General features: G+C 58.8%; 7 protein-coding genes, 3 rRNA genes and 1 pseudogene (1 of these 11 only partly in view). 5 read left to right on the forward strand and 6 right to left on the reverse strand.

Annotation, left to right across the window (positions count from 1 at the left end; genetic code table 11):
* The 3 genes from AB4N41_RS09510 to rrf (AB4N41_RS09520) all read left to right on the forward strand — a co-directional run.
* Positions 1-1,428 (forward strand): 23S ribosomal RNA (locus tag AB4N41_RS09510) (it extends 1,466 nt beyond the left edge of the window).
* Between the two features lie 154 nt (positions 1,429-1,582).
* Positions 1,583-1,698, forward strand: a 5S ribosomal RNA gene (rrf, locus tag AB4N41_RS09515).
* A 105-nt stretch (positions 1,699-1,803) separates the two neighbouring features.
* A 5S ribosomal RNA gene (gene rrf / locus AB4N41_RS09520) occupies positions 1,804-1,919 on the forward strand.
* Between the two features lie 66 nt (positions 1,920-1,985).
* Here the strand turns inward: rrf (AB4N41_RS09520) and AB4N41_RS09525 are convergent.
* The 4 genes from AB4N41_RS09525 to AB4N41_RS09540 all read right to left on the reverse strand — a co-directional run bounded on the left by AB4N41_RS09525 (position 1,986) and on the right by AB4N41_RS09540 (position 7,331).
* On the reverse strand, positions 1,986-3,164 hold the full coding sequence (locus tag AB4N41_RS09525) for a PepSY-associated TM helix domain-containing protein (RefSeq protein ID WP_252877205.1): 1,179 nt from the start codon (positions 3,162-3,164) through the stop codon (positions 1,986-1,988).
* A 76-nt stretch (positions 3,165-3,240) separates the two neighbouring features.
* Positions 3,241-5,742: a TonB-dependent siderophore receptor gene (locus AB4N41_RS09530; protein WP_252877206.1), complete on the reverse strand. Its 2,502-nt coding sequence runs from the start codon at positions 5,740-5,742 to the stop codon at positions 3,241-3,243.
* A gap of 87 nt (positions 5,743-5,829) precedes the next feature.
* Entirely contained in the window at positions 5,830-6,831 is a 1,002-nt protein-coding gene (locus AB4N41_RS09535) for a FecR domain-containing protein (protein WP_252877207.1), read from the reverse strand.
* Positions 6,831-7,331: a sigma-70 family RNA polymerase sigma factor gene (locus AB4N41_RS09540; RefSeq protein ID WP_041479723.1), complete on the reverse strand. Its 501-nt coding sequence runs from the start codon at positions 7,329-7,331 to the stop codon at positions 6,831-6,833. The genes AB4N41_RS09535 and AB4N41_RS09540 overlap by 1 nt, the downstream gene beginning before the upstream one ends.
* Before the next feature lie 312 nt (positions 7,332-7,643).
* On the opposite strand from AB4N41_RS09540, the pseudogene AB4N41_RS09545 reads away from it, so the two are divergent.
* A pseudogene (locus tag AB4N41_RS09545) lies at positions 7,644-8,621 on the forward strand (cache domain-containing protein); the annotation flags it as partial.
* Between the two features lie 117 nt (positions 8,622-8,738).
* Positions 8,739-9,524 (forward strand): methyl-accepting chemotaxis protein, encoded by a 786-nt coding sequence (locus AB4N41_RS09550; RefSeq protein WP_370593577.1) that lies wholly within the window; start codon positions 8,739-8,741, stop codon positions 9,522-9,524.
* Positions 9,525-9,651: 127 nt separating this feature from the next.
* Here AB4N41_RS09550 and AB4N41_RS09555 read toward each other — a convergent pair whose 3' ends face one another.
* Together AB4N41_RS09555 and AB4N41_RS09560 are read right to left on the reverse strand one after the other, a co-directional pair.
* A complete protein-coding gene (locus AB4N41_RS09555) occupies positions 9,652-10,119 on the reverse strand; it encodes an SRPBCC family protein (RefSeq protein WP_150637824.1) in 468 nt (155 codons plus the stop codon).
* 22 nt (positions 10,120-10,141) lie between these two features.
* A complete protein-coding gene (locus tag AB4N41_RS09560; RefSeq protein ID WP_252877208.1) occupies positions 10,142-13,534 on the reverse strand; it encodes a non-ribosomal peptide synthetase in 3,393 nt (1,130 codons plus the stop codon).

A 13,534-nucleotide genomic window follows, 5' to 3' on the forward strand; every position in this document is an offset into this window, starting at 1 on the left:
AGGCTGAGATCTTAGGTAAATCCGGGATCTTAAGGCCGAGAGCTGATGACGAGTTACCCTTTGGGTGACGAAGTGGTTGATGCCATGCTTCCAAGAAAAGCTTCTAAGCTTCAGGTAACCAGGAACCGTACCCCAAACCGACACAGGTGGTTGGGTAGAGAATACCAAGGCGCTTGAGAGAACTCGGGTGAAGGAACTAGGCAAAATGGCACCGTAACTTCGGGAGAAGGTGCGCCGGTGAGGGTGAAGGACTTGCTCCGTAAGCTCATGCCGGTCGAAGATACCAGGCCGCTGCGACTGTTTATTAAAAACACAGCACTCTGCAAACACGAAAGTGGACGTATAGGGTGTGACGCCTGCCCGGTGCCGGAAGGTTAATTGATGGGGTTAGCTAACGCGAAGCTCTTGATCGAAGCCCCGGTAAACGGCGGCCGTAACTATAACGGTCCTAAGGTAGCGAAATTCCTTGTCGGGTAAGTTCCGACCTGCACGAATGGCGTAACGATGGCGGCGCTGTCTCCACCCGAGACTCAGTGAAATTGAAATCGCTGTGAAGATGCAGTGTATCCGCGGCTAGACGGAAAGACCCCGTGAACCTTTACTATAGCTTTGCACTGGACTTTGAATTTGCTTGTGTAGGATAGGTGGGAGGCTTTGAAGCGTGGACGCCAGTTCGCGTGGAGCCATCCTTGAAATACCACCCTGGCAACTTTGAGGTTCTAACTCAGGTCCGTTATCCGGATCGAGGACAGTGTATGGTGGGTAGTTTGACTGGGGCGGTCTCCTCCTAAAGAGTAACGGAGGAGTACGAAGGTGCGCTCAGACCGGTCGGAAATCGGTCGTAGAGTATAAAGGCAAAAGCGCGCTTGACTGCGAGACAGACACGTCGAGCAGGTACGAAAGTAGGTCTTAGTGATCCGGTGGTTCTGTATGGAAGGGCCATCGCTCAACGGATAAAAGGTACTCCGGGGATAACAGGCTGATACCGCCCAAGAGTTCATATCGACGGCGGTGTTTGGCACCTCGATGTCGGCTCATCACATCCTGGGGCTGAAGCCGGTCCCAAGGGTATGGCTGTTCGCCATTTAAAGTGGTACGCGAGCTGGGTTTAGAACGTCGTGAGACAGTTCGGTCCCTATCTGCCGTGGACGTTTGAGATTTGAGAGGGGCTGCTCCTAGTACGAGAGGACCGGAGTGGACGAACCTCTGGTGTTCCGGTTGTCACGCCAGTGGCATTGCCGGGTAGCTATGTTCGGGAAAGATAACCGCTGAAAGCATCTAAGCGGGAAACTTGCCTCAAGATGAGATCTCACTGGAACCTTGAGTTCCCTGAAGGGCCGTCGAAGACTACGACGTTGATAGGTTGGGTGTGTAAGCGCTGTGAGGCGTTGAGCTAACCAATACTAATTGCCCGTGAGGCTTGACCATATAACACCCAAGCAATTTGCTGACCTGAAAAGGCACCAGATTGCGGTGTGTGAAGACGAAACGAACCGAAAGTTCGAAATTCACAAACACCTAGCTGTCACATACCCAATTTGCTGAAGCGAGGCCGTCTGGTCCCGAGTCAGTACCCGAATTTCTTGACGACCATAGAGCGTTGGAACCACCTGATCCCATCCCGAACTCAGCAGTGAAACGATGCATCGCCGATGGTAGTGTGGGGTTTCCCCATGTGAGAGTAGGTCATCGTCAAGATTAAATTCCGAAACCCCAATTGCGAAAGCAGTTGGGGTTTTGTTTTAGTAGAAGTTCCTGTTTTTGCTGGCTTGTTACCGTGTTGACGGGCCAGATAAAGAATTTCTTGACGACCATAGAACATTGGAACCACCTGATCCCATCCCGAACTCAGAAGTGAAACGATGTATCGCCGATGGTAGTGTGGGGTTTCCCCATGTGAGAGTAGGTCATCGTCAAGATTGAATTCCGAAACCCCTGTCTGCTAACGCAGACAGGGGTTTTGTCATTAAAACGTGTACGAAAGATCATGCCGTTCTGCGAGTCTTGCTGTTGCGTCTTGCCTGCCACTTGCGCCACCAGATATAAACCCCCGTCCCTGACAACCCCGCAATCAACACACCCAGTACCGCGATCATTACCTGCCCTGTTACCCCGATGATCCGTCCCCCATGTATGGGCAACTGGAGTCGATAGAACTGCTCTCCAAGCGTGCCCTGTCCCGCGACCTCCTGTCCCAATAATCGGCCATCGGTACCGTGAAAGAACAACCAGGATTTACCGTGAGCGTCCGTATCGTGCTGTCCAAATCCTGCGCCGTAGAAGTTGTACTCAAAGCTGTAATACAACTCGCCGATCGCGGCCGTCAGTCCTAATCGTTCCCCTTCCTGCAATGCCCTTTCGTACGCCTGTTGATAGCTCAACTGTGTCGTCCCCAGTTGATTGGCGGGCATTCGTCCTCTGGCTTCATAAACGCTCGGCTCGATGGGCGAAAACAAAGAAACCGCAGGCTTGAACACTTGGCTCGGCAAGTTCATTGCTACGCTGCTGACGGCGATCGGTAACAGCAGTAGCCACAACCACAATCCTCCGGCGCGATGCAGGTCGAAGTTCAAGCGGTAGGCATGCCCGCCTTTGACCTTCCAAGCAGTCGCCCACTTCTTCCAGAAGGGCTTGCCGCGCGGCAAGGTCAGGAACAATGCGACAAAGCAGTCGATCACCCACGCGATCGCCACCCCACCCATCAACAGCAATCCCCAGTTACCCGGCAATGTCAGGTTGTAGTGAAACTCCAGAATGAACGGGATGAAGTTCTCCCGCTGAAAACAGCATTCACCCCAGTAGCGCGCGCCTTTTTGCTCCGCGCTGATCGGGTCCAGATAGAACACCTGATTGCGCTCATCGAACGGCTGGCCCGTCGCCGGATCTTTACGCGGAACGGCCGCCAGCAGCGCCGTATGCCCCGCCTCCTGCGGATACTCCATGTACCAGACTTGCAGTTTCGGATGTGCAGTTTGCACCGCCTCTACCAACGCGCCGGGCGGCAGGCGCTCACCCACTGACGTCGCTTTATAGAATTGCGGATTCAGCCATTCATCCAGTTCATGATTGAACGCCAGCACACTGCCTGTAAGGCCCGCCAGCAATAGAAACACCGCAATGGCCAGGCCGATATATCGATGCAATAAAACCAGAAACGCACGCATACAGAACACCCCCGAAGAAACGACAAAGCCAGCCCCTGATATCAGGGGCTGGCTTTTTTATGCACAGGACACGGCTTTAGAACTGATAGCTGACGGTCGCCGCTACGTTGCGTTCTTCGCCCATGTAGCAGAAGTTCAGACTGGCGCAGGACGCGACATAGGATTCATTGGTCAGGTTGTTCGCATTGAGCCGTACATCCACTCCTTTCAAGCCGACCTTGCCCAAGTCATAACCAATCGAGGCATCGAACAGCGTGTAAGACGGCACCTTCATTGTGTTCTCCGCATCGGCCCAGCTGTAGCCGACATAGCGCACCCCACCACCCAGGCGAAGACCATCAAGTGCGGCGCTGTCGAATTTGTAGTCAGCCCATAGCGAGGCCATGTGGCGCGGCGCTTGAGTCGGCGAGTTGCCCTTGTTCTCGATGACATCGGTCGGCGTGCTCAAGGTGCTGATCATCGATTTGGAATATTCGATGTCGGTGAAGGTGTAACTGCCGAGCACTTTCAAGTTATCGGTCAGTTGCATGTGCGCTTCCAGCTCCAGACCTTGCGAGCGTACGGCACCGACCGCGCGATAGAAGTTTTCCTGCGGCAGTTTGGTCGCGAGGTTTTCCTGGTCGATGCGGAACAGCGAGGCGGTGAACAGATTATCGGTGCCCGGCGGCTGGTACTTCAAACCGACTTCCCACTGTTTGCCATCGGTAGGAGCCAGTGGGTTGCCGGCGCTGTCGGCATAGGAGTTCGGGTTGAAAGACTCGGAGTAGCTGATGTATGGCGCCAGACCGTTATCGAACAGGTATAGCGCGCCGGCGCGGCCAGTGAGTTTCGTGCGTTGATCATTGATCTCTGTGCCAACAGGACGCCCTGCTTCAGCAATGCGGTTTTCATCGGATGTCTCGACCCAGTCCTGACGCAGGCCCAGCGAGAAGCGCCACTTGTCCATCTCGATCAGGTCTTGCAGGTACACACCGGTCTGTTCGAGGCGACGCAGATAGCTGGTGTCGCCATACATTTCGATCGCCGAGTTGCCGTATACCGGATTGAACGCATTGATCGGCGCCAGTCCACCACTGGTCCAGTCGACCACGGTTTTGCGCCGTTGATAATCCGCGCCCATCAGGACTGTGTGCTTGGTCGCGCCGGTGAAGAATTCGGCCTGCAGCATGTTGTCGACGATAAACGCATGCAGGCGCTCATCACCGCCGGTGTAATAACGGTTCAGTTCATTGCTGGTCGGAGTGGTCCAGCCATAGGCGTAGACCTGATCCATGTTCACTTTGGAATCGAGATAACGGAAATTCTGCCGCGCCGTGAAGACATCGTTGAAGCGATGTTCGAACTGATAGCCAAACGACTGCTGGTCACGGGAGTAGCCATCGATCCCCGGCTCGCCCTCGAAGAAGCGCGGTGAGATGCGCTCGCCATTGTGCTGATGGATTGTGCCGTCCGCCGGAACGCCGCCGTGATAGCCGCCGTCCGGATCGTGCTGCAGATAGGCTTGCAGAGTCAGCGAGGTGTCTTCGCTGAAATCGATGCTCAACGTCGGCGCAAGGGCGAAGCGTTTTTCCTTGTTATGGTCGAATTGCGTGTCGGACTGATCGCTTAGTCCGGTCAGACGATAGGCAATGCGCTTGTCGTCATCGACCGGACCGCTGAAGTCAAAACCAACCCCACGCTGGCCTTGCGTCCCCACCGTGGCTTGCACCTGATGGTAGGCCTCATACAACGGCTTTTTGCTGGTCAATGCGACCAGGCCTCCGGGCGAACTGCGGCCGTACAGCACGGACGACGGGCCTTTGAGAATGTCCACACGCTCAAGGAAATACGGATCGACCTGCATGGTGCTGTAGGTGCCGCTGTCGCCCATCGACTTGAGGCCGTCGAGGTAGATGTTGTCCACCGAGCCGTCGTTGAAACCGCGCATCGCCACGTAGTCGTAACGGTGCGTAGCGCCATACGGGTTGGTCAGCACGCCCGGGGCGTAGCGCATCGCTTGCGAGACGGTCTGCGAGCCTTGGTCATCCATTTGCTCGCGCGTGACCACCGATACGCTTTGCGAGGTTTCCAGCAATGCGGTACTGGTCTTGGTGGCGATCTGGCTGTGCGTGGCGTTGTAGCCGGCCATGCTGCCCAGCGCGTTGCCGAGGGCAAAACCTTTGATATCAGTGGTCGGCAAGGCCAGAGCTTCGCTTTCAGCGAGTGGGCGCAGAATGTAGCTGCTGCCGTCCTGGCTGACGGCTTCCAACCCTGAGCTGCCGAGCAAATGGCTCAAGGCCTGGTCGGTCGAATATTCACCCTGCACGCCGGGTGATTGCTGACCTTGAGTCTGTTGCGGTGTCATCGCCAGGGTGATACCGGCCTGCCGGGCAAACTGATTCAACGCCTCGCCCAATGGCCCGGCAGCAATGTTGTAGCGGTGGCTGATCTCGGTGCCGGTGTTGGCGGCCAGACTCAGGCTCGGTAACACGCTGACGCCCAGCGCGGTGGTCAGCAGTGCGGCCCGAACCGCATGGCGCAGCAGTGTCGATTCTGCAGTGAAATTCAGAGGGTTCTTACAAGTGGCGCGGACAGTCATTGTGGATTTCCGTAGGCAGTCGCGGGGGCTGAGTTGAAGTGCTTACTGACTAAGCCGGACTGCCTGCGAAAACCCGCCAAAAAATGTTCAGGCCGCACGCTCCAGAGTCACCCACCAACGGGTGCGATAACGCAATTGCACCGGCAGCGTCTGCGGCAGGACCGCCAGCAGCCTGTCGGTGTCCTCCAGACGGAACACCCCAGAGAGGCGCAAGTCTGCGATATCCGCCGCGCAACTCAGAAACCCCGGGCGATAACGGGCGACTTCAGCAAGAAAATCACCCAGGCGCATATTGCGCGTGACGATCAAACCGTCGAGCCAGGCGCCCGCATCCATATCCGGCGTAGGCGCTGCGCGCAAACCGCTTTGGTTGACCAGAAAACTTTGCCCGGCGAGCGCTTCGAGGGAATGACCGCCAGCGCGAACCAACACTCGGCCGCGGGTAACGCTGAGCCGCGTGCACTGATCGTCCTGACGCAAAATGAAACGCGCGTCGAACGGTTCATAACTCCCGTGGCGATTCTGTACGCGCAGCGGTCGATCGGATGCCGCGCCTTCGTCAGAGCCGCCGCAGGTAACGATGATTTCGCCACGGGTCAGTTTGATCAGGCGCTGCTGCGCGGTGTAATCCAGGTCCACGGCGCTGGCGGTATTGAGTTCGATGCGCGTGCCGTCGGGCAACTGGAAACCGCGCCGTTCGCCGGTCGCCGTCGCGTAGTCGGCGCTCCATTGCTGCCAAGCGGCGCTGTCCTTGGCCAGCCACGCGGCGGAGCCCATCAACAGCGCGCCCGACAACAACTTCAAGGCCTGGCGTCGGCCCAGCCCCTGCGCACTGTTTTCCAAGGTATTGAAAGCGACCTGCGCACCCGGCACGGCGCGCAGACTGGAGCTCAATTCGGCTTGCAGCGACTGTACCCGCTGCCAGGCGATTTCATGTTCGTGATGCTCGGCGCGCCACTGCTCGCATTGGCGAGTCAGCCGCGAATTGCCGTGGTTATTGCGCAGCCGCAGCAGCCAGTGAATCGCTTGCTTGACCACGTGTTGACGCGGCTCGACGCGGCGACCGAGTGAGAGATTATCCACAGGCATCAGCTTTCATATCGCAACACATAGCAGTGATACAGCGCATCGGCGACGTAGCGTTCCACTGAACGTACCGACACGCCCAACTGCTCGGCGATCTGTTTGTGAGTCAAACCTTCGCACTGCGCCAGGAGAAACGCCTGACGCACTTTCGGCTTCAAACCCTCAAGCATGCGCGCAATGCTTTCCAGCAGTTCCAGCACCAACGCGCGCGATTCGGCGTCAGGTACTTCGCCTTCAGGCAAATGAGCAATGGTTTCCAGATAGGCCCGCTCGATTTCCTCGCGACGCCAATGATCGATCACCAGGCCGCGCGCGATGGTCCGCAGGAAAGCGCGAGGCGCTTTGAGTTCGAGGCGTTCGGTGCGTTGCAGCAGGCGCAGGAAAGTGTCCTGAGCCAGATCCGCCGCATCCGCTGCGTTGCCCAGCCGCGCGCGCAGCCAAGCGTTGAGCCAGCCGTGATGACTACCGTAAAGCGCCTGTACGACCAACTCAGGTGAAGACATGACCACGCCAGCCCGAACGTCACAAATGATAATTAGTCGCATTGTCATCAAGGGTTACAGATTTTGCAACCGTCGTCCCTATGGCGGTTGTGAAAAATTCCCTCGCAGCCGCTCTGGCACGCCGTTCGGCGGGAATCCTGTCCTAAAACCGTCCATTTCTCACGCGGCCCTAAGATTTCTCCGCCGTTGGCCGACAGACTGGTGAGAAATGCGTGCACCAAAGTAGAGCGGCCAGAAGAACGCTGCCTGCGCTGTACATGGAATGTTGCAACCGGAACGCATCCCCACTTTTGGCATAAGAAGTCCCATGAAATGAATCTCAAGTTCAGCCATAAAATCCTCCTGGCCGCTTCGGGCGTCGTCGTCCTGGCGTTCGCGTTGTTCACGCTCTACAACGATTACTTGCAGCGAAACACCATTCGCCAGAATCTGCAGTCCTCTGTGCAGCAGGCCGGTGACCTCACCGCCAGCAGCGTGCAGAACTGGATGAGCGGACGGATTCTGGTGCTGGAAAACCTCGCGCAGAACGTTGCCCATCAAGGCAGGAATGCCGACTTGCCGGGCCTTGTCGATCAACCGGCCTTCACTTCGAACTTCCAGTTCACTTACGTCGGCCAGGCCAACGGTGTCTTCACCCAACGCCCCGATGCGAAGATGCCGGACGGTTACGATCCGCGTCAGCGGCCTTGGTACAAGCAGGCCGTGGCCGCCGACAAAACCATGCTGACCCCGCCGTACATGGCGGCAGTCGGTGGCCTGGTGGTGACCATCGCCATGCCGGTGAAGAAGGACGGTGAATTGCTCGGTGTGGTCGGTGGTGACCTGAGCCTGGAAACCCTGGTCAAGATCATCAACTCGGTGGACTTCGGTGGCCTCGGCCATGCGTTTCTGGTCAGTGCTGACGGTCAGGTGATCGTCAGCCCGGACAAAGATCAGGTAATGAAAAACCTCAAGGACATCTACCCGAACACCAGCGTGCGCATCGAGAAGGGCAACCAGAACGTCGTGCTCAACGGTCAGGAGCGCATTCTTTCGTTCACCCCGGTCAGCGATCTGCCGAATGCGCAGTGGTACATCGGTCTGTCGATCGATCGCGACAAGGCCTATACCGCCCTCAGCCAATTCCGCACCTCAGCGCTGATCGCGATGTTTGTCGCGGTCGCGGCGATTGCGTTGCTGTTGAGCCTGTTGATCAATGTGTTGATGCGTCCGCTGACCACCATGGGCCGCGCGATGAAAGACATTGCCCAGGGCGAGGGCGATCTGACCCGGCGTCTGGTGGTCGAGAGCAAAGACGAGTTCGGTGAACTGGGCAGCGCGTTCAACCAGTTCGTCGAGCGCATTCACGCTTCGATTTCCGAAGTGTCGTCGGCGACTCGTCACGTTCACGACTTGTCGCAACGGGTGATGGCGTCGTCCAACGCTTCGATCGTCGGTTCCGACGAGCAAAGTGCGCGCACCAACAGCGTGGCGGCGGCGATCAATCAGCTGGGCGCCGCTACTCAGGAGATCGCGCGCAACGCGGCGGATGCTTCGCAGCACGCCAGTGGCGCCAGCGAGCAAGCTGACGACGGTCGTCAGGTGGTCGAGCAAACCATTCAGGCGATGACCGAGCTGTCGCAGAAAATCAGCCTGTCGTGCACACAGATCGAAACCCTGAACGCCAGCACCGACAACATTGGCCACATTCTCGATGTGATCAAAGGCATCTCGCAGCAGACCAACCTGCTGGCGCTCAATGCTGCCATCGAAGCCGCACGTGCCGGTGAAGCCGGGCGCGGTTTTGCCGTGGTCGCCGATGAGGTGCGCAACCTTGCGCATCGCACCCAGGAATCGGCGGAAGAGATCCACAAGATGATCACCTCGCTGCAGGTCGGCTCGCGTGAGGCGGTGAGCACGATGAACGCCAGTCAGGCGTCCAGCGAGCAAAGCGTGGAAGTGGCGAATCAGGCCGGCCTGCGTCTGGTCAGCGTGACTCAGCGTATCGGCGAAATCGACGGTATGAACCAGTCGGTGGCCGCTGCGACTGAAGAGCAGACTGCGGTGGTGGAAACTCTCAACGTCGACGTCAACCAGATCAACCTGTTGAACCAGCAGAGCGTGGCCAACCTCAACGAAACGTTGAAGGATTGTGATGCGTTGTCGCAGCAGGCGAACCGGTTGAAGCAGTTGGTCGACAGCTTCAAGATCTGATTCACAGATCGCAGACCGCGTTATCGTTCTTCGCGAGCAGGCTCGCTCCCACAGGGAAAATGCATTCCAAATGTGGGAGCGAGCCTGCTCGCGAAAGCGGCGGTTCAATCACCGCCAAACCGATGCCTTAAACAAACAACTTCAAGACATTGCCCATCGCATCATCGGCAAACCCCTGCACGAAATCCCTGAATCCCGGCAACGCCTCTTCTCCGCCGGAAGCTGGTTCAGCAATGATCGTCCAGGTCGCTCGCGACTTCCCTTCGCTCAGCGATTCCACCTGCATTGCCGCCCACAGATTCGCCACCCCCAGGGTGTTGTAAATCGTCGTCCAGGTCATGCGCTGTGCCTGTTCATCGCGCGAGTTGAGTTGTTCGACCACGACGTTGCCGTCCTTGAAGATTTTCTTGCGCAGCGAAGACACGCCCTCGCCGGTCATTTCGGTGTGTGACAGCGCCGGAATGAATCGATCGAAGCCAGCGAAATCGCCAACGACCGCCCAGACTTGTGCCGCGTTCGCCGGCACTTCCTTCGACGACACAACGTGGCAGCCTTGCGGGTTTTTGATCAGGGTGTCGGGTTGCAGATTGCTCATGGTGTTGCTCCTTTTGGATGAGTCAGATGAAGTTGATTTCTTTCAGGTAGTCGCAGCCGCGACGCAGCAGCGCGGGGGATTTCTGCGGGTAGTGCGCGCCCATCTGCTGCACGCCGGCCTCGGCGTTGGCGTGGCCGATCAGCGAGATGTCGCCGATGTCTTCTTCAAAGCCGTTGAGGTAGAAACCGAGCACGCCGAACAGCGCGTTGTCGGCGTCGACCCGGTTCAGTTGCTGCTGCCAATCGGCGACGCTGACCAGCGCAAACTCGCTGCCGGTTTCGCGGAACGACGCGACGTAGGCATCCCAGCTCAGCGGCTCGGGATTGTGCAGATTGAACACCGCGCGATCAGCTGAATAACGGCTGGCATGGAAGGCGATGAAGCGGGCGAGAAAGTCCACCGGCATCAGGTCGAAATTCAGCGCAAAGGCCGGAACCTGACCGAGCTGGATCGAGCCCTTGAGCATCAGCATCAAACGGTTCTTGTGAGGCTGGCAAACGCCGCTGAGGCTGTTGAAGCTGATGTTGCCGGGGCGATACAGATTGACCCGTACACCCCGCTCGCGCGCCCGCTCAAGGATGCGTTCGCCGACCCACTTCGACAGGTTGTAGCCGTTGCGAATGTAGATCGGCGGCGTCGCGGCGGCGGGCAGTTCCAGCACCCGACCGGCATCATCCACGGTGCTGGATGCCGACAGGGTCGAGACGAAGTTGAAGACCTTCTTACTGCGCCCATCGCACAGCTTCAGCAGGGCGAAGATCGGCTCGACGTTGTCCGCCGCCAGGGACTCGTAATCGAGTACGTGGTTGACGTTGGCGGCGTTGTGTACCAGCGCACCGAACTCGCGGTCCAGGCGCTGATAATCCTCATCGCCCAGGCCCAGTTGCGGGCGACTGATATCAGCTGCGTAAACCCGCACACGGCTGAGATCGAGGTGCTCCAGACGGTTTTCGCTCAGTGCCTGAGCGAAGCGTTGCGTCGCCGTTTGCCCGGCGCTATCACGTACCAGACAGGCGACCTCGCTGGCGCCCCAACCGAGCAGCGCTTCGACGATGTGCACGCCGACAAAACTGTTGGCACCGGTGACGATGACCTTGTGCACATCGCCCATGCGGCTGATCGGCAGCGGTTCGATATCCAGAGCGCGCTCGGCGTCGGCCATGGCTTGGGCGCTGAGTACCGCGCTGTCGTCGGTGCCGCGCACCAGCGTCGCCAGTTTGCTGATGGTCGGCTGTTCGATGAAGCGATTGATCGAAATGCTTCGGCCGAATTCCTCACGCAAGCGCAGCAACATCCGCGACAGCAGAATCGAATGACCGCCGAGATTGAAGAAGCTTTCGTCAGTGGAAATGTCGCTGGTCGGCAGTTCCAGCAATTCGGCCCAGATATCCAGAAGCAGCGCTTCGTCAGCATTGGCCGGCAGGCATTTCGCAGCGCTGTCCTGCACCGTCACCGGCAATGCCAACAGCGCCTTGCGATCGACTTTGCCGTTACTGGCGAACGGCATCTGCGCCAGTTCGGTCCACGCTCCCGGTTGCATGTAGTCCGGCAGAAACTGCCGGGCGTGAGCCTTCAATTCGTCGCGGGCAGCCTCGGTTTGTGGCTGGGCGAGGAACGCCAGAATGCGCCGCTGATTGTCGATGACCACGGCAATCTGCCGATACAAGCGGCTCTCGCGCAGGCAGCGCTCGATCTCTTCCGGCTCGACGCGAAAGCCACGGATTTTCACCTGATTGTCGCGCCGCCCGCACAGCTCGATACCGTGCTCGCCCCACTTGGCCATGTCGCCGCTGCGGTAGGCGCGCAAGGTCTCGCCGCCGGGCAGCGACAGGGTCAGATAGCGCTCGGCGGTCTGTTGCGGATTGTTCAGGTAACCGAGGCAGACACCGGGGCCGACGATGAACAGCTCACCGACGGTTTGATCGGGCACCGGTTGCAGATCGTCGTCGAGAATCAGCACCCGACTGTTGGCGATTGGCCCTCCCAGCGTGCGGTTGCTGTCGCCCGGTTTGAGCTGGCGCGCGGTGATCAGCACGGTGGCTTCGGTCGGGCCATACAGGTTGTGCAGGGTGCCTTGGCGGGTCAGTTGCTCGATGACGTACGGCTCGCAGACATCACCGCCGGTCATCACCTGCACGCCCTCCAGTTGCTCCAGCGCCAGGATGCTCAACAATGCCGGCGGCAGGAAGGCGTGGGTCAGTTGCCGTCGGCGAATCAGCGCAACCAGCTGCAATGGATCGCGGCGCTGGGTGTCGTCGGGCACGACCAGTTCTGCCCCTGCGAGCAGGCTGGGGAAGATGTCGATCAGCGATGAATCGAAACTCAGCGATGAGAACTGCAACACCCGACTCTCGGCGTGCAACTGCACGTAGTCGGCGTACCACGCGGTGAAGTGGGCGAGATTGGCCTGGCTGAGCAGCACGCCTTTCGGATGCCCGGTGGTACCCGAGGTGTAGAGCGCCATGCACGGCGCATCGAGCTCCGGGCGGTGCTGCATCAGCGGCCGGTCGAGAGCGGCGTCCATTGCCCCGATGTCACTGACATCGAGCCCCGCTATCGATTCGCTGAGCGCCTGCTGTCCATCGTGAAGCAACAGCACCGCGCCGGCGTTTTCCAGGATGTATTGCTGGCGCGGCAAAGGATGGCTCGGCTCCAGCGGCAAGTACACCGCGCCGCTGCCGAGAGTCGCCAGAATCGAGGCGAACAGTGCCGGGCTTTTGCCTTGGCAGACAGCGACCACCCACGGCTGCGGATGTTGCTCGAGCAAGGGCAGCAACCGCCGTTGAATCGCCAGGCTGTGGGCGTGCAACTGGCGGTAGCTGATGGACTGTCCGCCGAGGTGCAGGGCAGGTCGTTCGGCATGCTCGATCAGGCTCTGTTGCAGGCGCTCGATCAGCGGGATTTGCGCCTGCTCCAGCAGCGCCGGGTTTGCCGTGTCATTGAGACGGTGGACATACGCCAGTTTGTCGAGGAACAGCAGGTCTTCCAGGCGTTCGAAATCCGGCGCGATCAGCGCAGGAGCATGGCGGAAATAATCGGCATCGCGGGAAAAGCGGCTGACCAGCAACGCCACCTCATCGACCACATGGGCAAGCGCTCGTTGGCGTAGCGACTGACCGTTGCCGGACGGCTCATCGCCAATCGGCACACGGCTGATCAGCGACGAGCCGAGAAAGCACAGCAAGTCGAGGGTCGGCAGGCCGCCATGCTCTTGCGCGGCGATACCCAGGCGCAGGTGCAGATGCGGGATCGCGCAGAAGTCGCCGGCAGCGATAAAGCCATCGTCGATGATCAGATCCACCGCCGTTTGAGCCACGCCGCTGCGGGTCACAGCATGGCCATGCTGTTCGAGCTCCCGGGCCAGATCGGTCATGGCCTGGCTGGCGCCGGTGAGCAAAATGTCGAGACGTTTCAT

The sequence above is a fragment of the Pseudomonas sp. S2_A10 genome, assembly GCF_054668465.1.